Source organism: Klebsiella sp. RHBSTW-00215 (assembly GCF_014103785.1).
In the GTDB taxonomy this organism is placed as follows: Bacteria; Pseudomonadota; Gammaproteobacteria; order Enterobacterales; family Enterobacteriaceae; genus Klebsiella.
In genome coordinates, this window is record NZ_JABXQS010000001.1 from 2,156,237 (window position 1) to 2,175,444 (window position 19,208).

The window sequence follows — 19,208 nt, forward strand, 5'->3', positions numbered from 1 at the left end:
CTCCGGGAAACAGCGCTACTCCTTCGCGATCGGCGTTTCGTTTTCTGCCACTTTGGTATCGCCCTGAATCGCCGCAATTCTCTTCTCAACGTCGGCCACCTGCTCGCTACTGTGCAGCAGCGTATAGGTCAGGTCAAATTGGGTGCTGGCCCCAGGCTGAAGCTGCTTAACGCGTTTCTGTTCACGCTCAATGGTTACCGGATAGGCGTAGCTGGTGCCCGGCTCAATACCGGTAACGTAGCCCTGTTTCTCGGTATCGGTGTTTTTCCACAGCGTCAGCACCGGCAGCTGGCGGGTATCAAACTGAATCGATGCCCCTTTATCTCCGGCTTTATTGACCACTGCGGCTAGCGTCTGGTGATTCTCGTCCGCTAACGGCTGCATATTAAACACCATTTCATCGAAATCTTTAGTCGGACCGGCATAGGTTTGCCACGTTTTTAAACCGGCTTTGGCATAATCATTGAACGGACTGATGCTGGCTATCGGTGCCAGGAAACGCGCACCCTCTTCGAGGATCGGCTTACCGAAATTGCTGTGGTAGATAATTTGATAGTCATGCGGATAGTCGGCATGGTTGGTTAACACATCATGCAGGCTGAAGCTGTTGCTGCCGGGCACATAGCGCAGCTCGGTCATGGTCTGCAAATCTGCTTTCTTGAAAGTGCTCTCTTTCACCAGTCCGCGAATGCGGATTTCATACGGCGCGGTATCTGCCACTTCAACTTCCACCTGTGAGGCGGGTGTATTACCGACTTTGCCATGCAGGGTATAAATCTGCCCATCAGCAGTCACCGGGTGACCGGTCCATTCGTAGCCGCAGCGCACCATCATCTCATTGAAACCTTCCAGCCATCCCAGACCGTTGCGACTTTCGAGGTTAATAAAGGCCGGGTTGACTACCTCTTTCACCGGCGAATCCCAACCCATTCGTGAACCGAATCCTTCGATTTTCAGCAAGTTCATGCCGCGAGTTGGGCTTAGAGTGATAGTCAGGCCGTCTTTACTCTGGATCACAAGGATTTTGCTGCCTTCTTGTTTACCGCCGTGAAGGACTTTTTGCTCAATGCTGAAATGATGATCTTTAATCTTCAGCTGGTCACTGGTTATCTGCCAGTTTCCTTTATCCATGCCGCTTTCAGCGCTTGTCAGCACCCACGTTTTAGCCATGGCTGGCGCAGAGATAAGCATCGCAATTGCTGTCAAAGTTAATGTCTTTTTCATTTTTCATTCCTTTTGCTGAATCGATTGTGTTGCTGATGTAAGGAATTTAGTGGCAAGTGGATGATGAAAATGTGAAGTGCCTCACCTGGTGAGAAAACACGCTATTTCATGTTTGTAAATGAGGGATTGATCGCTTTAATCGGTAACAACAATGTGTTGTTACTAAAAAATATGTGAATTTAATCAATTTTAGCTTTAACGATTCAGCTTTGGTTTTGCGTTGAATGTTATATGCTTACAGAAACAAGAAGGCCGCAGGGGATCTGGTTACCCATGCGGCCTTCTTTAACGACTTTTTAGTTTAAAAAACGGGTGCGATGAGCATCATGCGCCGTAAAATGCTTTGGTATATAACCCCTTCACATCCTGAACTGAAGGATAATTAGGGTTAGTTAACGTGCACGGATCGTCAACGGCATTACCGCTCATTCTGTCGAGTACATTAACGAAGGTGACTTCATTGATCTCAACTTCATCACATTGACTTAACGTTTTCGGAATGCCCAGACGTTTATTCAGCTCATTGAGCGCCTCAATCAAATTATTTATTCCTAAGGCCTCTTCCAGCTGGCGATATTTTTTAGTGAACTTCGCATTATATTGGATGATATAAGGCAACATAATGGCGTTTGCCAGGCCATGGGTAATTCCAAATTCACCACCTATTTTATGCGCCATCGAATGCACTAACCCTAATGATGCGTTAGTAAAGGCAATCCCCGCCAGCGCAGAGGCATTATGCATATGCATACGCGCGTTTAAATCATCAGGTGAGCGGTATGCGGTTTCCAGATGCTCAAACACCAGACGAATGGCCTCGACGGCATAGGGATCGGTAAACGAGTTGGCTGCAGTGGACACATAAGCTTCGAGCGCATGGGTCATGACGTCCATCCCGGTATGAGCGGTAACGTGCGGCGGCATTTTGGCAGGGATCGTGGGGTCGAGGATGGCGATATCCGGCACCAGGTCGGCGGCAACAATGGGGTACTTGATATGGTTCGCCGTATCGGTAATCACCGAGAATGCAGTGATTTCAGAGGCGCTGCCGCTGGTGGAGGGAATGGCCACAAACCGGGCTTTGTTGCGCAGCGGCGGCATGGAGCCGACGGGGATAATGTCTTCAAACTTCAGCTCTGGGTGCTCATAGAAACACCACATCACCTTGGCGGCATCCAGCGCGGAGCCGCCGCCAATCGCCACAATCCAGTCCGGTTCGAACGCCAGCATCTCTTTTGCGCCGCGCCAGACGGTCTTAATGGACGGGTTGGGCTCGACATTATCGATAACAATGCATTCCATACCTGCTTTATTTAGTTCGCCGATGGCTTTATCCAGAAAACCAAAACGCTTCATTGAACTTCCGCCGGTGACTAATGCGGCTTTTTTACCGCTCAGCGTCGACAGATGTTCTAAAGCATCTTCGCCATAAATAATACTGCGTGGAATTGAGAAGGCCTGGGTCATAGGAAACTCCATTTAATATTAAGGATTTTTTTAGTGTGCATTCGTCATTTGAAATTCAGCGACACGTGCAGAGTAAAAAAATCCTATTAATGCTCCAGATATTGCCGGAGCAATATCTGGAGGGAGCTATACTAGTCATACTTCAAGCTACTGGTGTGCTGGTTTCCCGGCAACTTGAATTATTTAGGATAATATTTATATTTCCGATTAAATCGTACCGTCCCAGGAGTCGACTTTTTCACGTTTCGCTTCTTCTTCATCAAACCAGCGCGAGGTCACGCATTTTGATTCGGTATAGAAACGCACGCCGTCTTTGCCCAGGCAGTGCAGGTCGCCGAAGAACGACTGTTTATGGCCTGAGAACGGGAACACGCCAACCGGTACCGGGATACCAACGTTAATTCCCACCATGCCGCCGTGGGTGCGTTTCTGGAACTCACGCGCGTAGTAGCCGCTTTGGGTGAAAATAACCGAACCGTTGGCGAACGGGTTATTGTTCATTAACTGCAGACCTTCTTCGAAGGTTTTCACCCGTTTAAAGCACAGCACCGGCCCGAAGATTTCCTGGGTCCCGACGCTCATCTCTTCGGTCACATGATCCAGCACGGTTGGACCAACGTAAAAGCCCTTTTCCAGGCCCGGCACCGTGGTATTGCGACCATCGAGCACCAGCTTCGCGCCTTCTTCGATGCCTTTATTAATCCAGTTGATAACCGACTGTTTGTGATCTTTGGAAATCACCGGACCCATATCGGTATCGTGCAGATACCCGGGGCCGATTTTCAGCTGTTTGGCTTTTTCGACGACGGCGGCAATCAGCCTATCGGCTATCTCTTCCTGCACCACGACGACCGGCAGCGCCATGCAGCGTTCACCCGCGCAGCCGAAGGCGGCGTTGATAATCCCTGCGGCGGTGCGGTTAATCGGCGCGTCAGCCAGCACCAGCGCGTGGTTTTTTGCTTCACACAGCGCCTGGACGCGTTTGCCATGGGCGGCGGCTTTGGAGTAAACGTGCAGGCCCACGGAGGTGGAACCGACGAAGGAGACGCCGTTAACATCCGGGTGGGTCAGCAGAATATCGGCTTCGTTACGCGAACAGGTCACGACGTTAATTACGCCATCCGGCACGCCCGCTTCCTGATAGAGTTTGGTGATTTCCATACAGGTCATCGGCGTCATGCTGGCGGCTTTAATGACCATGGTGTTACCGGAAGCGACGCATAATGGCGCCATCCATCCCATCGGGATCATCGCCGGGAAGTTAAACGGCACGATACCAGCGAACACGCCAATCGGTTCGCGGTACAGGTTGGTGTCAATACCGGCGGAAGCATCCATCAGGTTTTCACCCGCCAGTAGCGTGGGGATAGAACAGGCCAGCTCGGTGCCTTCTTTGGCTTTTAAGACGTCGCCCTGGGCATCGCCCCAGGCTTTACCGTTTTCTTTTGCCACCAGCTCGGTTAAGCGTTCTTGATGCTGCATTAATAATTCGCGAACGCGGAACATAATTTGCGAGCGTTTAATCGCCGGAGTATCTGACCACGCCGGGAAGGCTTTGCGGGCCGCAGCAACGGCATCCAGCACTTCTTGCTCGGTGCAGCAGGGGGCCTGAGCCATGACTTCGCCGGTGCTTGGGTTGTAGACGTCCATATAGCGTTCGGTCTGCGAAACGCGCCATTGACCATCAACGAAATATTTCAATCTTGGTACAGTAGTCATATTTTTCTCCATGATGATATCTTTCGACTCTCTCTAAAAATCTGGCTCTGAGCGGCGGTAATCACTTACCGCCGGGTCAGCCACTCTTTTGAATGTTGATTAACTGATTATTTCTGCGCGACGGCCTCCGCTTTGCTGGGCTTTTCTGCGGCAGCGGCCGGTAATTTTTCCTCGTATTTATTTCCGTAGTAGCTGTCTAACAGCAGCTGTTTCAATTCAGAAATCAGCGGATAGCGTGGGTTAGCGCCGGTGCACTGGTCATCGAAGGCGTCTTCGGACAGCTTATCGACATGGGCGAGGAAATCGGCTTCCTGCACGCCCGCCTCGCGGATGGATTTCGGAATGCCCAGCTCGGCTTTGATGCTCTCCAGCCACGCCAGCAGCTTCTCGATTTTCGCCGCTGTGCGGTCTCCCGGCGCGCTCAGGCCTAAATGATCGGCAATCTCTGCGTACCGACGGCGGGCCTGTGGACGGTCGTATTGGCTGAAAGCCGTTTGCTTGGTCGGGTTATCGTTGGCGTTATAGCGAATGACGTTGCAGATCATCAGCGCATTCGCCAGACCGTGCGGAATGTGGAACTGCGAGCCCAGTTTGTGCGCCATGGAGTGGCACACCCCGAGGAAGGCGTTAGCAAAGGCGATCCCGGCGATGGTTGCCGCATTATGGACGCGCTCGCGGGCCACCGGGTTTTTCGAGCCTTCATGGTAAGAGGCTGGCAGGTACGCTTTCAGCAGCTTCAGCGCCTGTAGCGCCTGGCCATCGGAGAACTCGGAGGCCAGCACGGAAACGTAGGCTTCGATAGCGTGGGTCACCGCATCCAGGCCGCCGAAGGCGCACAGGGACTTCGGCATATCCATCACCAGGTTAGCATCGACAATCGCCATATCCGGGGTCAGGGCGTAGTCCGCCAGTGGATATTTCTGCCCGGTGGCATCGTCGGTCACCACCGCAAACGGCGTGACTTCGGAGCCGGTGCCGGAAGTGGTGGTGATCGCCACCATCCGGGCTTTGACCCCCATTTTCGGGAAGGTGTAGATACGCTTGCGGATATCCATAAAGCGCAGCGCCAGCTCTTCGAAGTGGGTTTCCGGATGCTCGTACATCACCCACATGATTTTCGCCGCATCCATCGGCGAGCCGCCGCCCAGGGCGATGATGACGTCTGGCTTGAAGGAGTTAGCCAGCTCTGCGCCTTTGCGCACGATGGTCAGCGTCGGGTCGGCTTCCACTTCAAAGAAGACTTCGGTTTCGACGCCCGCCGCTTTCAGCACCGAGGTGATCTGATCCGCGTAGCCGTTGTTGAACAAGAAGCGGTCGGTGACGATCAGCGCGCGCTTATGGCCATCGGTGATCACTTCATCCAGCGCGATAGGCAGAGAGCCGCGGCGGAAATAGATGGATTTCGGAAGTTTATGCCACAGCATATTTTCAGCTCGCTTTGCCACTGTTTTCTTGTTGATCAGATGCTTCGGCCCGACGTTTTCTGAGATAGAGTTACCGCCCCAGGAGCCGCAGCCCAGGGTCAGGGAAGGCGCGAGACTAAAGTTATAGAGATCGCCAATGCCGCCGTGGGAGGTCGGGGTGTTAATCAGGATGCGCGCGGTTTTCATTTTTTCGCCAAAGGTCATCACCCGCGCAGCCTGGTTATCCTGGTCGGTATAGAGGCAGGAGGTGTGGCCGATGCCGCCCATATCGACCAGCTTCACCGCTTTCTCCACGGCGTCGGCGAAATCTTTCGCCCGATACATGGCCAGCGTCGGGGAGAGCTTTTCATGGGCAAAAGGCTCGCTGTCGTCGATAGCTTTAACTTCTCCAATCAGGATTTTGGTATCGGCAGGCACGCTGATCCCGGCCATTTCGGCAATTTTAACCGCCGATTGCCCGACAATCGCCGCGTTTAGCGTGCCGTTTTTCAGCAGGATGCCCTGAACCGCTTTCAGCTCTTTTCCCTGTAACAGATAGCCGCCGTGGCTGGCGAAACGCTCGCGCACCGCGTTATAGACGGCATCGACCACCACCACCGACTGTTCGGAGGCGCAGATCACGCCGTTATCGAAGGTTTTGGACATCAGGATGGAGGCCACCGCGCGTTTTACGTCAGCGGTTTCATCAATGACCACCGGGGTGTTACCTGCACCGACGCCAATTGCTGGTTTACCCGAGCTGTAGGCGGCCTTCACCATACCCGGTCCGCCGGTGGCGAGGATCAGATTGATATCCGGGTGGTGCATCAGGCGGTTGGATAGGTCCACGGTCGGTTCATCAATCCAGCCAATGATGTCAGGCGGCGCACCGGCCTCGACTGCGGCGCGCAGCACAATTTCCGCCGCGCGGTTGGTGGCGTTTTTCGCCCGCGGATGCGGCGAGAAGACGATGCCGTTACGGGTTTTCAGGCTAATTAGCGATTTAAAAATAGCGGTAGAAGTCGGATTGGTGGTGGGGACAATCCCGCAGATTAGCCCAATGGGCTCGGCGATGGTCATGGTGCCGAAGGCTTCGTCTTCGCCAAGAACCCCGCAGGTTTTTTCGTCTTTATAGGCGTTGTAGATATATTCAGACGCGAAGTGGTTTTTAATCACTTTATCTTCCACGATGCCCATGCCGGACTCGGCGACCGCCATTTTCGCCAGCGGAATGCGGGCATCAGCGGCGGCTAAAGCGGCAGCGCGGAATATTTTGTCGACTTTCTCCTGAGGAAAGTTCGCATACGCCTGCTGCGCCTTTCGTACCCGGGCGACCAGCGCGTCGAGGTCATCATTACTGGTGGTGAGTGACATAAGTTTTCTCCATAAGGGATTGAATTCTCTTAAGTAAAACATGTGCCTTACTGTAATGACGCCAAACCTTCCGCCACTGCAGATGCCTGGTTTTAATTAACAGAACTGACTGGCCAGAGTGCGCTTGCGTATGACTTCTTGTTTTGTGTATTAATGAAATTAATTTTTCATTATAATAATGAATGAAATACAAAAATCGTTTTGAGAGGTGGATCAAAGATAAGCAAACTGCTGGTAACGTTGGCGTTTTAAAGAAAGGTTTTTTTATTTAATCGAATAAAAACAGGTTGTTGAATTTATTGCTGAGTCGCTGATAGCGTTGGGGGATCGAGAGGTTGTCTGGAGAAGATAACTGGTTTTGTGAAATAAACGTTAAATTAAGAAATGATCTTAAATGAAAATGAAAAATTAAAACCGATTTAAAAAGATGTACGTTCGGTTTGGTCGCCCGGATCAGGCACTGGCCTTAATCCGGGGAGTCTTGCGGGATTAGCTTTCGCTCTCGGCCAGCTCACGCAGATACTGGAAGATAAGACGCGCGGACTTCGGCGGCTTATTGCCTTCTTTCTCTTTTTTGGCGTTACGAATAAGCGAACGCAGCTGCTGACGGTCGGCGTCCGGCCACAGGTTCAGCACTTCAGCAACGGCATCATCGCCATTATCAATCAGACGATCGCGGATTTGTTCGAGCTTGTGGAACAGCGCAACCTGCTGGTTGTGGCGGTTCTTTAGCTTATCCAGCGCCTGGCGAATCGGATCGACATCGCGGTTACGCAGCATTTTGCCAATCAGCTGCATCTGGCGGCGGCGGCCTTCTTTCTTGATGCGTTGGGCGAGTTCAATGGCATCGCGCAGGTCGGTATCCAGCGGGATTTTATCCAGCGCGTTTTTCCCAAGCTCTACCATTTCCGCGCCAAGACGCTTCAGTTCTTCGGCGTCGCGCTTAATTTCACTTTTACTGACCCAGATAATTTCATCGTCTTCATCTTCGACGTCATCACCAGGGACATCGTCGAGCCAGTCTTCGGGCTGCTTTGTCATCTCAGGCTCCTTAAAAAAGAGGCTAATGTTACCAGTTAAGGCGCGCACTGAAAAATGGTTCTCTGTTAGACTTCAGTTAACTCCTTCTTACATTATGGCATTAGCAATGAAAGTTATCTCTCAAGTTGCACAACAGCGTAAGACGCTGGAAGAAGCCGTGACCACGGCGCTGGAACTGGCGGCAGGCAAATCCGACGGGGCTGAAGTCTCCGTCAGCAAAACCACCGGCATTGGCGTCAGCACCCGCTACGGTGAAGTGGAGAACGTAGAATTTAATAGCGATGGTGCTCTGGGCATCACCGTTTATCACCAGAATCGCAAAGGCAGCGCCTCCTCGACCGACCTCAGCCCGCAGGCCATTGCCCGTACGGTACAGGCGGCGCTGGATATCGCGCGCTATACCTCACCGGACCCGTTCGCAGGCGTGGCGGATAAAGAACTGCTGGCTTTTGAGGCTCCGGATCTCGATCTGTTCCACCCGGCGGAAGTCTCCCCGGACGAAGCGATTGAGCTGGCCTCTCGTGCAGAGCAGGTCGCATTGAAAGCGGATAAACGCATCAGCAATACCGAAGGCGGCAGCTTTAACAGCCACTACGGCATTAAGGTGTTCGGCAACAGCCACGGCATGCTGCAAAGCTACTGCTCAACTCGTCATTCACTCTCCAGCTGCGTGATTGCCGAAGAAAACGGCGACATGGAGCGCGATTACGCCTACACCATCGGCCGGGCGCTTGAAGATTTACAATCGCCGGAGTGGGTCGGCGAAGAGTGCGCCCGCCGCACCCTATCGCGCCTGGCTCCGCGTAAACTGTCGACGATGAAAGCGCCGGTCATTTTCGCCAACGAAGTGGCGACCGGGCTATTTGGTCACCTGGTCGGCGCGATTGCCGGTGGTTCGGTTTATCGTAAATCCACCTTCCTGCTCGATTCCCTGGGTAGCCAAATTCTGCCGGATTGGCTGACCATTGAAGAGCATCCGCATCTGCTGAAAGGGCTGGCTTCCACCCCGTTTGATAGCGAAGGCGTGCGTACAGAACGTCGCGACATTATTAAAGATGGCGTGTTGACCCAGTGGCTACTGACCAACTATTCCGCGCGCAAGCTGGGGCTGAAGAGCACCGGTCACGCAGGCGGTATCCATAACTGGCGTATTAACGGGCGCGGCCTGAGTTTTGCAAAGTTGCTTAAAGAGATGGGCACCGGTCTTGTCGTAACGGAACTGATGGGGCAGGGTGTTAGCGGCGTCACCGGCGACTACTCACGCGGCGCATCCGGCTTCTGGGTAGAAAACGGCGAAATTCAGTATCCCGTCAGTGAGATCACCATTGCAGGAAATCTGAAAGATATGTGGCGTAATATCGTGACCATCGGCGACGATATCGAAACGCGCAGCAACATTCAGTGTGGTTCCGTGCTGCTGCCGGAGATGAAGATCGCCGGGCAATAACACCTGTGTGTCAATAATAAAAAAGGAAGTGAGCAATGCGTAAAAAACTATTAACGATGCTGGCTGTATCGGCTTTTGCGCTCGGTTCGGCATCGGCTTTCGCCGATCTGGGCGAAGACATGGATACCCTTGCTGAGAACCTGCAAGTGGTGCAAAAAACCTCGGATGCCGGTGAGCTGAAAACCGCGCTGAACAAGATGCGTACTGCGGCGGTAGACGCGCAGAAAGAGACGCCGCCGAAGCTGGAAGGTAAAGCTTCTGACAGCGCGGAAATGAAAGACTATCGTCACGGTTTTGATGTGCTAATCGGCCAGATCGACGGCGCGCTGAAGCTGGCTGACGAAGGCAAAGTCAAAGAGGCCCAGGCCGCAGCGGAAGAGTTTAAAACCACCCGCAATGAGTACCACAAGAAGTACCGTTAATCGTCTTTAGATCGTTGGTATTTCTGCCGGGCGGCGGCTAACGCCTTGCCCGGCCTACCAAACCCAAACCTGTTCTTAAAGCTCGCGCAAGCGGATGGATTCCCCAAAAACCCTTCACCATCACATTTTTCACTTTTCCTGCACGTCTGTTTTAGCCACTTTTAAACCGATGAACTTGTGATATTCATCACGCGCATTCATTGAAATTAATACATTCACAATAACTATGTGAAATAGATCACGCCTGCCTTCTTCCTTTCCACTTCGAAGTGGAAAACAACTCGCTACAAACTCTTTCCCCCTGGCATTAGTGTTATCCCCAGAGACATCAACGGGGTAATTCAAGTGAATAACGGAGCGGTAACACACGTCCCAGAGGAGCAGGCCACGCTAACCGAAAGGCTGGCCGACGAGATGCTGCAGCAGGTCTTCGCACTGTTAAGCCGCCGCAATATCGTCCCCAACGACGTTCAGGAGCAAATGCTGACTTCCCACGTGCGGGCGATGGCCCATCGGTCAATCAGCGGCGAGCCGCTGCCGGACGTGGATGCCAGCCTGTTCGAAGAGATTTCAGAAGATTCAATGATGCTGGCCCGCGAAGTGGTTGCGCAGTTCGGCAATCTGCCAGATGAAGAAGCCTGGCTGCTGTCCGTCCACTTCGAAGTCGCAAAAGAAAACCTGTAAGGAGCAAAACATGGAACAAATCACCGTAGTCATTGGCGATCGCCTGGGTAAAGGACAAAAAGTTGCCGCAGGTGCGGAAAAAGCCGGGGCTCGTGCCGTTGTGGTACCGGGCGTCGCCGCGGATATGAAGCTGGGCGACGTGATGAAAGCCGAAAACGCCACTTTCGGTATCTCCTTCTGCGGCAGCGGCGGAGCAGGAGCTATCACCGCACAGAATAAGCATGGCTACAAAGCAAAATATGGCATGCGTTCCGTTGATGAGGGCGTCACCGCTATCAACGAAGGTTACAACGTTCTGGGCTTCGGTTTTATGGATAAAGAAGAGCTGGGCGAGCGCCTGGTTGAAGCCTGGAAGAAGAAATACGGCGTGTGAGTATGAAAGAGCAATTCACCACCACGGTGAGCGTTACCGGCAAAGGTGAGAGCAAAACACGCGCTTTCGCCGATGCTCTGAACCATGTCCAGGCGGCGGTAATGAAAACGTCGCCGCACATCTTACTGCGTATTGAACCACAGGATGTGGAGGTTGTTCATGCGCGAGAAGCGGTACGGAAAGAGGCGTTCTTGTTCATCTTTCTGCGCCGTGAACGACGGACCTACAGCGTTGAGCTGAACGTCACCGTCACCGTGACCGCCATTAATCTCGATAAAGTGGATTTCGTCACGCAAACCTGATTTTACCAAAGGGTCAGATTATGTTCCTGATAATTTTAATAAAATCGCTCATCATCGGCGGCCTGGTTGGCGTCGGCGTGGGCGCCGGAGCGGCACGTATGTTTCATGCGCCCACCACGCAAGGGATGGGCGCATTTCGTACGTTGGGCGAGCTGAATTCATGTGAAGGCGATCCGGCTTCCCACTTCTCTTTTGGCCTTGGTTTCTTCTTTAACGCCTGGGCTTCTTCCGTCGCAGCAGGCTCCTTCACTCAGGACGTCGATCACCGCATTATTCCCAACTGGGGCGCGGCGGCGTTGATGATCAAAAACCGTAACGTCGGCGAAACGCTGCACGATCCGAGGAAGATGGCTATCTCCTGCGGCATCATCGGCATGATTGTCGTCACCTTCCTTAACCTGACCGCCTCTTCAGTACCGGAAGCGCTGCAGGTAACCGCAGTCAAAGTGCTGGTACCGGCGGCAAACCTGCTGGTGAACATCGTGATGCCGGTTATCTTCTGGCTGGCGGCGATTGATGCGGGTAAGAAATCGGGCTTCTGGGCGACGATTTTCGGCGGCGCGGCGCAGCTGATTATGGGTAACGCCGTACCGGGGCTGGTGCTGGGTATCCTGATTGGTAAGGGTGTGGAAGAGAGCGGTTGGCATCGCGTCACTAAGGTGATGATGGTCGCTATTGTCGCGCTGTTTGTTCTGAGCGGCTTCTTCCGCGGCTTCGATATGAAGATGATTGAATCCTTCCATATGACCGTGCCGAACTGGCTGGAACTGATCCACAACTCGCTCAGCGGTAAATAACAGGAGCCTCGCAATGGAACAAAATAAAGGTTTTTGGTATGCCGACTGGTCGTTCCCGATCTTTGTTGGTCTGCTCTCTTCCGGCGTTTTCGCCGGGACGCATATGTACTACCTCTACGGCATCGGCGCGTTTAACGAAGTGGCTTTCGTGGCGATGCTGAAGGCGGGAATTGATACCGGAGCCTACGGCGCGGTGGCGGCGTTCGGCGCCAGCTTCCTGTTTGCTCGTATTATTGAAGGCTCGCTGGTGGGGATTCTGGATATCGGCGGGGCGATTCAGACCGGCGTCGGCTTGGGCGTTCCAGCGCTGCTGCTCGGCGCGGGCATCATGTTCCCGGTGACCAACTTTATTGCTTCCCTGGTTACCGGTCTGGTCATTGGCCTGGCGATTGGCTACATCATCATTCTGGCGCGTAAATTCACCATCAACCAGAGTGACTCTACCTACGGTGCCGACGTCATGATGGGCGCGGGTAATGCTTCCGGTCGCTTCCTTGGACCGTTGATTATCCTCAGCGCGATGAGCGCATCGATTCCTATCGGTATCGGTTCTCTGTTGGGCGCGCTGCTGTTCTATATCTGGCAGAAGCCGATTACCGGCGGCGCGATCCTTGGCGCGATGATCCTCGGTACCCTCTTCCCGATTGCGATTAGTTAAGTCCTGCGGGCGCCGTTGCGCCCGCTCTAACAGGAGATAGCTATGTTTGATTTACTCCTGCGCCGCGCGCGCCTCGTTGACGATACCATCACGGATATTGCCATTCGGGACGGAAAGATCGCGGCGCTGGGCGAGATTAGCGCGCCCTCGCGAAAAACCATCGAGCTGGACGGCAACTATTACGTCAGCGCAGGCTGGATTGACTCTCACGTCCACTGCTACCCGAACTCACCGATTTATCACGATGAGCCGGACAGCGTGGGCATTGCCACCGGCGTGACCACCGTGGTTGACGCAGGCAGCACCGGCGCTGACGACGTTGACGATTTCTATCAGTTAACCCGCAAAGCGGCGACCGAGGTTTATGCGCTGCTCAATATTTCCCGCGTCGGGCTGATTGCTCAGAACGAACTGGCCAATATGGCGAATATTGATGCTGATGCGGTGAAGCAGGCGGTCAACCGCTACCCGAATTTCATCGTCGGCCTGAAGGCGCGGATGAGCAGCAGCGTGGTGGGCGAAAACGGCATTACGCCGCTGGAGCGTGCGAAAGCTATCCAGCAGGAAAATGGTGACCTGCCGCTGATGGTGCATATCGGCAATAATCCGCCGAACCTCGATGAAATCGCCGACCTGCTGACTTCTGGCGACATTATTACCCATTGCTACAACGGCAAACCCAACCGCATCCTGACGCCGTCCGGCGAGCTGAAAAGCTCGATTACCCGGGCTTTACAGCGCGGGGTGCGCCTCGATGTCGGTCACGGTACTGCCAGCTTCAGCTTTGAAGTCGCGCGCCGGGCGATTGCGATGGGCATTCTGCCGCACACTATCAGCTCCGATATCTACTGCCGCAACCGTATTGACGGCCCGGTGCGCTCGCTGGCGCTGGTGATGTCCAAATTCCTCGCTATCGGTATGTCGCTACCGCAGGTTATCGACTGCGTGACGGCAAATGTCGCCGACGGTCTTCGCCTGGCGCACAAAGGGCAGCTTGACGTGGGCTATGACGCCGATCTCACGCTGTTCACCCTCGCGCAGACGCCAACGGTGCTGGTGGATGCTGAAAAAGAGAGTCTTCAGGCTGACAAGATTCTGCTGCCGCTTGCCGCGATTCGCGCGGGCAAGGGCTATTTGACCGAACAAGGGAGCGCGGAAAATGCCTTCGATTTTTGAGAAATACGATTTAAAACAGGTGATTAATACCTCCGGGCGCATGACGGTGCTGGGCGTATCCACTCCGCGTCCGGAAGTGGTTGAAGCCGCGATGGCGGGTATGAACCAGTACTTCGAGATGAAAGATCTGGTGAATAAAACGGGAGCTTACATCGCGAAACTGCTGGACGTGGAAGGGGCGACCGTCGTCTCCTGCGCATCAGCAGGCATTGCCCAGTCGGTGGCGGCAGTGCTGGTGAAAGACAGCGACTGGCTGCTGGAAAACCTGCACGTGACGCCGATTGAAAACAACGAAATTGTGTTGCCGAAAGGCCATAACGTCAACTTTGGCGCGCCGGTGGGTACCATGGTGGCGCTGGGCGGCGGCAGGCTGGTGGAAGCGGGCTACGCAAACGAATGTTCTGCCGAGCAGCTGGCGGCGGCGATCACTCCGCGTACCGCGGCGATTTTGTATATCAAATCTCACCACTGCGTGCAGAAAAGCATGCTCAATGTGGCGCAGGCGGCAGCGGTGGCGCGGCTCCATAATCTGCCGCTGATCGTTGATGCGGCGGCAGAAGAGGATTTACAGGCTTACTACCGCGCGGGTGCGGATCTGGTTATTTACAGCGGCGCGAAGGCCATCGAAGGGCCAACCAGCGGACTGGTGATTGGCAAAACTCAGTACGTTGAGTGGGTCAAACGCCAGTCGATGGGTATTGGCCGGGCGATGAAGGTCGGCAAAGAGGGGATCCTTGGCCTGACCTGCGCCATCGAACACTACCTGACGGCGACCAAAGAGAGCGGTGAAGAGATGGTGGAGAAGATGACACCGTTTATTAACCAGCTCAATACGCTCAACGGCGTGACTGCGCGAGTCGTCTGGGATAGTGCCGGTCGTGATATCGCGCGTGCTGAAATTAAATTTGATGAAGCCGTGACCGGCGTGGACACCAGCGAGCTGGTGAACGCACTGAAGCAGGGTGAATACGCTATTTACTTCCGCGGCTATAAGGCTAACGAAGGGATTATTGAAGCCGATGTGCGCAGCGTCAACGCGCAGCAACTGGAGATTGTCTCCCGTCGCATCGCTGAGGTTCTGAACCAGGAGAAAAACGCATGAAACTGACCCCTAACTTTTACCGTGACCGCGTCTGCCTGAACGTGCTGGCGGGCAGTAAAGACAACGCTCGCGAGATTTATGAAGCGGCGGAAGGTCATGTGCTGGTCGGTGTGCTCTCTAAAAACTATCCCGATATCGCCAGCGCGGTGGCCGATATGCGCGAGTACGCGCAGCTGATTGATAACGCGCTTTCCGTGGGGCTGGGGGCGGGCGATCCAAACCAGTCGGCGATGGTCAGCGAAATTTCGCGTCAGGTGCAGCCGCAGCACGTGAATCAGGTCTTTACTGGCGTGGGCACCAGCCGCGCACTGTTGGGGCAGAACGAAACCGTGGTCAACGGTCTGGTGTCGCCAACCGGCACGCCGGGCATGGTGAAGATCTCAACCGGCCCGCTGAGCAGCGGCGCGCCGGACGGCATTGTGCCGCTAGAAACCGCAATTGCTCTGCTGAAGGATATGGGCGGCAGCTCGATTAAATACTTCCCGATGGGTGGGTTAAAGCATCGCGATGAGTTTATTGCGGTAGCCGAGGCCTGCGCTCGCCATGATTTCTGGCTGGAGCCAACCGGTGGGATCGATCTGGAAAACTACGGCGAAATCCTGAAAATTGCGCTGGACGCAGGGGTGAGTAAAATTATCCCGCATATCTACAGTTCAATTATCGATAAAGCCAGCGGCAATACTCGTCCGGCAGATGTGCGTCAGCTGCTGGAGATGACGAAGCAGTTAGTTAAATAGCGTCGATTGCCCCTCCCCCTAACCCTCTCCCCAAAGGGGAGAGGGGACCGCTCGGTTTTCTCCCTCGCCCCTTTGGGGAGAGGGCCGGGGTGAGGGGACTACCCCCACCGAACCATCAAGGAGTCACCATGCCTACCGCCCGTCACCTGCTTGTTGCTTCACTGTCCCTGCTCGCCGCTAGCGCCGCTGCGCAAACCCACTACGCCTGGGTCGGCACCTACAACCCTAACGGGGAAGGTCTATACCGTTTTACAGTCGATAGCCAAACCGGTGTATTGAGTGACAAAACCCTGGTTAGCACGCTGCCGAACCTCGCCCAGCTTACCGTCTCAGCAGATGGTAAAACCCTGTACGCCGCCAGCGAAGTAGAGAAGGGCGTGGTGCAGGCGTGGCGTATCGCCAGCAATGGCGAACTGAGCGAGCTGAATCAGGTGGCTTCCGGCGGGGCCGGGCCGGTTTATCTCTCCCTGACTCCCGATAGCCGTCATCTACTGGTGGCGAACTACGTTAGCGGTACCATCGCGGTGCTGCCGGTAAAAGAAGATGGCAGCCTGGGCGAATCGGTAGATACCCACCAGGATCAAGGGCCAGCGGGGGCTGAACGTCCAGCAGCAGCCGTTGAAGGCAGCTTTGCCATTAGCGATCATAATGGCCCACATGCTCATATGATCGCCGCCGATCCCAGCGGTAAATATGTTTACTCTACCGATCTGGGGCTGGACAGGATCTACCAATACCGGATGGATAACGCCAGCGGCAAGCTGACACCGAACGATCCGCCGTTTATCGCCGCGTCGTCCCCTGGCGCTGGCCCGCGCCACTTTGTCTTTACACCGCAGGGTGATGGACTATGGTTGATTAACGAAGAAGCCTCGACGCTCACCTTCTATCATCTTGATAAGCAAAGCGGACTGTTACGCGAGGGGAAAACGGTCTCCGCGCTGCCCAAAGAGTATAAAGGCACCAGCTTTGCCGCCGGGCTGGTCCTCAGTCAGGATGGTAAACAGCTGTACGTCGCCAACCGCCTGCATAACAGCATCGCCCACTTTACGGTGATGGCCGACGGTAGCCTGAGCCATCAGGAGGATCTCTGGACCCGCGGCGACTATCCGCGCACCTTAACTCTGGATAACCAGGGCCAGTGGCTGTACGTCATGAACCAGCGTAGCGACAACATCACCCGCTTTAGCGTCGCGCCGAAGGACGGCAAGCTGACGTTTTCGCCAGACTATACCCCGGTGGGCAGCCCGTCTCAGATGGTGATATCCGCTCAACCCTGAGCCGTAAGAAAAAGGAACCGACATGCGATTTCCCAACCCACGTTTAGCGCAGCTGTTTACCCTGCTGCAAAACGAAACGCTGCCGCAGGATGAGCTGGCGCAGCGGCTGTCGGTTTCTACCCGGACGGTACGCGCTGATATCACCGCGTTGAACGAGCTGCTGTTGCACTATGGGGCGCAGTTTACTCTTAGCCGCGGCAGCGGTTATCAACTGGTCATTAACGATCCGTTGCGCTATCAGACCCTGGAAGAGAGCGTGCCAAAAGCGCAGCATATTCCGCGCACAGCGGCAGATCGGATCCACTTTTTGCTGGTGCGCTTTTTGACTTCGGCCTTTTCCATCAAGCTGGAAGATCTGGCCGATGAGTGGTTCGTTAGCCGGGCGACGCTGCAAGGCGACATGGCCGAGGTGCGCGAACGTTTTCAGCGTTATCAGCTGACTATGGAGACGCGTCCACGCCACGGTATGAAGCTGTTTGGCAGCGAAGTGTCGATTCGCGCTTGTCTGACCGATCTGCTGTGGGAGCTGACGCAGCAGGGAGCGCTGAATCCGCAGCTCAGCGAAGAAGCGCTGACTCCCGGCGTGCCGGAGCGGCTGGAGCAGATACTGCAAGAGACGCTGACCCGCCACCAGATCCGCCTGACCGACGTGGGCGAGCGTTTTGTCTGCCTGTACGGCGCAGTAGTGGTGCGCCGCGTGAGCGAAGGGTATCCGCTGGCGGATTTCAGCGCCGATGATGTGGCGCATAACGTTCGTGATGCCGCGCGGGAGCTGGCAAATGCCATGCAGCAACTGGCGGATAAACCGCTTGCGCCAGCGGAAGAGGAGTGGCTGTGCGTGCACTTAGCCGCGCGTCAGGTACAAGACGTCGATCCGGGGACCATCAGCGCTGATGATGATGAAGCGCTGGTGAACTACATCCTGCGTTATATCAATCAGCAATATAACTACAACCTGTTGAATGACGACCAGCTGCATGCCGACCTGCTGACGCATATTAAGACCATGATCACCCGCGTGCGCTACCAGATAATGATCCCTAACCCGCTGCTTGATAACATCAAGCAGCACTATCCGATGGCGTGGGATATGACCCTGGCGGCGGTGTCCAGCTGGGGGAAATATACACCCTATGCCATCAGCGAAAACGAGATTGGCTTTCTGGTGCTGCATATCGGCGTCGGACTGGAGCGCCACTACAATATTGGCTATCAGCGTCAGCCGCAGGTGCTGCTGGTGTGCGATACCAGCAACGCGATGGTGCGGATGATTGAAGCCATTCTGCAACGTAAGTATCCGCAACTGGAGATCGCCGCCACGCTGTCGCAGCGCGAGTATGAGCAACGACAAGAGATCGCAGAAGATTTTGTGATCTCCACCGTGCGCATCAGCGAAAAAGATAAGCCGGTGGTGACCATCGCGCCGTTTCCTACCGACTATCAGCTCGATCAAATCGGCAAGCTGGTGCTGGTGGACAGGACCCGCCCGTGGATGCTGGACAAGTATTTTGATGAAGTTCATTTTCAGGTGATTGATACGCCGATGGACCAGCAAACGCTGTTTGCCACCCTGTGCCAGCAGCTACAGCAGGAGGGGTTTGTTGATGCGGAATTTCATGATTCGGTAGTGGAGCGTGAGGCTATTGTCAGCACCATGCTTGGCGACGGTATTGCGTTACCCCACGCCCTTGGACTACTGGCGAAAAAGACCGTGGTCTATACGGTGATCGCTCCGCACGGTATCGCCTGGGGCGATGAAACCGCACATATCATCTTCCTGCTCGCGATCAGTAAAAGCGAGTATGAAGAAGCGATGGCGATCTACGATATTTTCGTCACTTTCCTGCGCGAACGCGCCATGGCCCGCCTTGCCGCCACCCGCAGTTTTGATGAGTTTAAAACGGTGGCGATGGAGTGCGTCAGCCGGTTTTGAGAGGAGTTTTCCAGAAATGAATGTAATTCAAATGTAATGCTATAATGCATTACGTTTCTATTCTTACTG

17 protein-coding genes are annotated in these 19,208 nt (G+C 54.5%); 12 read left to right on the forward strand and 5 right to left on the reverse strand.

What is annotated here, in order from left to right:
• Positions 1–15 precede the first annotated feature (15 nt).
• The 5 genes from HV127_RS10290 to yjgA all read right to left on the reverse strand — a co-directional run bounded on the left by HV127_RS10290 (position 16) and on the right by yjgA (position 8,228).
• Positions 16–1,224: an aldose 1-epimerase family protein gene (locus HV127_RS10290; RefSeq protein ID WP_182235838.1), complete on the reverse strand. Its 1,209-nt coding sequence runs from the start codon at positions 1,222–1,224 to the stop codon at positions 16–18.
• A 324-nt stretch (positions 1,225–1,548) separates the two neighbouring features.
• A complete protein-coding gene (locus HV127_RS10295; protein ID WP_112216705.1) occupies positions 1,549–2,691 on the reverse strand; it encodes an iron-containing alcohol dehydrogenase in 1,143 nt (380 codons plus the stop codon).
• Between the two features lie 207 nt (positions 2,692–2,898).
• Complete coding sequence (locus HV127_RS10300) at positions 2,899–4,410, reverse strand: CoA-acylating methylmalonate-semialdehyde dehydrogenase (RefSeq protein WP_182235840.1); 1,512 nt, start codon at positions 4,408–4,410, stop codon at positions 2,899–2,901.
• 107 nt (positions 4,411–4,517) lie between these two features.
• Positions 4,518–7,187: a bifunctional acetaldehyde-CoA/alcohol dehydrogenase gene (gene adhE, locus HV127_RS10305; RefSeq protein ID WP_182235842.1), complete on the reverse strand. Its 2,670-nt coding sequence runs from the start codon at positions 7,185–7,187 to the stop codon at positions 4,518–4,520.
• A gap of 489 nt (positions 7,188–7,676) precedes the next feature.
• The gene (gene yjgA, locus HV127_RS10310; RefSeq protein WP_182235844.1) at positions 7,677–8,228 is read right to left on the reverse strand and encodes a ribosome biogenesis factor YjgA; all 552 of its coding nucleotides are present in this window, start codon (positions 8,226–8,228) and stop codon (positions 7,677–7,679) included.
• Between the two features lie 94 nt (positions 8,229–8,322).
• On the opposite strand from yjgA, the gene pmbA reads away from it, so the two are divergent.
• The 12 genes from pmbA to HV127_RS10370 all read left to right on the forward strand — a co-directional run bounded on the left by pmbA (position 8,323) and on the right by HV127_RS10370 (position 19,139).
• The gene (gene pmbA, locus HV127_RS10315) at positions 8,323–9,675 is read left to right on the forward strand and encodes a metalloprotease PmbA (protein ID WP_182235846.1); all 1,353 of its coding nucleotides are present in this window, start codon (positions 8,323–8,325) and stop codon (positions 9,673–9,675) included.
• Positions 9,676–9,710: 35 nt separating this feature from the next.
• Positions 9,711–10,097, forward strand: a complete 387-nt coding sequence (gene cybC / locus HV127_RS10320; protein WP_182235848.1) for a cytochrome b562 — start codon at positions 9,711–9,713, stop codon at positions 10,095–10,097.
• 345 nt (positions 10,098–10,442) lie between these two features.
• On the forward strand, positions 10,443–10,781 hold the full coding sequence (locus tag HV127_RS10325) for a glycine dehydrogenase (RefSeq protein WP_110276582.1): 339 nt from the start codon (positions 10,443–10,445) through the stop codon (positions 10,779–10,781).
• Positions 10,782–10,791: 10 nt separating this feature from the next.
• Entirely contained in the window at positions 10,792–11,154 is a 363-nt protein-coding gene (locus tag HV127_RS10330) for an SFCGS family glycine-rich protein (protein WP_182235851.1), read from the forward strand.
• A 2-nt stretch (positions 11,155–11,156) separates the two neighbouring features.
• A complete protein-coding gene (locus HV127_RS10335; RefSeq protein ID WP_181483868.1) occupies positions 11,157–11,456 on the forward strand; it encodes a DUF4312 family protein in 300 nt (99 codons plus the stop codon).
• A gap of 20 nt (positions 11,457–11,476) precedes the next feature.
• On the forward strand, positions 11,477–12,253 hold the full coding sequence (locus HV127_RS10340) for a DUF4311 domain-containing protein (RefSeq protein WP_112216248.1): 777 nt from the start codon (positions 11,477–11,479) through the stop codon (positions 12,251–12,253).
• A gap of 13 nt (positions 12,254–12,266) precedes the next feature.
• On the forward strand, positions 12,267–12,911 hold the full coding sequence (locus tag HV127_RS10345; protein WP_112216249.1) for a DUF4310 family protein: 645 nt from the start codon (positions 12,267–12,269) through the stop codon (positions 12,909–12,911).
• Between the two features lie 42 nt (positions 12,912–12,953).
• Positions 12,954–14,087, forward strand: coding sequence for an amidohydrolase/deacetylase family metallohydrolase (locus HV127_RS10350; protein ID WP_182235857.1), 1,134 nt, complete (start codon positions 12,954–12,956; stop codon positions 14,085–14,087).
• Entirely contained in the window at positions 14,071–15,189 is a 1,119-nt protein-coding gene (locus HV127_RS10355) for a DgaE family pyridoxal phosphate-dependent ammonia lyase (protein WP_182235859.1), read from the forward strand. Before HV127_RS10350 ends, HV127_RS10355 begins: the two co-directional genes overlap by 17 nt.
• Complete coding sequence (locus HV127_RS10360) at positions 15,186–15,926, forward strand: KDGP aldolase family protein (RefSeq protein WP_182235861.1); 741 nt, start codon at positions 15,186–15,188, stop codon at positions 15,924–15,926. The genes HV127_RS10355 and HV127_RS10360 overlap by 4 nt, the downstream gene beginning before the upstream one ends.
• 128 nt (positions 15,927–16,054) lie before the next feature.
• Positions 16,055–17,206: a lactonase family protein gene (locus HV127_RS10365; RefSeq protein WP_182235863.1), complete on the forward strand. Its 1,152-nt coding sequence runs from the start codon at positions 16,055–16,057 to the stop codon at positions 17,204–17,206.
• A 22-nt stretch (positions 17,207–17,228) separates the two neighbouring features.
• A complete protein-coding gene (locus tag HV127_RS10370; RefSeq protein ID WP_182235865.1) occupies positions 17,229–19,139 on the forward strand; it encodes a PRD domain-containing protein in 1,911 nt (636 codons plus the stop codon).
• Positions 19,140–19,208 lie beyond the last annotated feature (69 nt).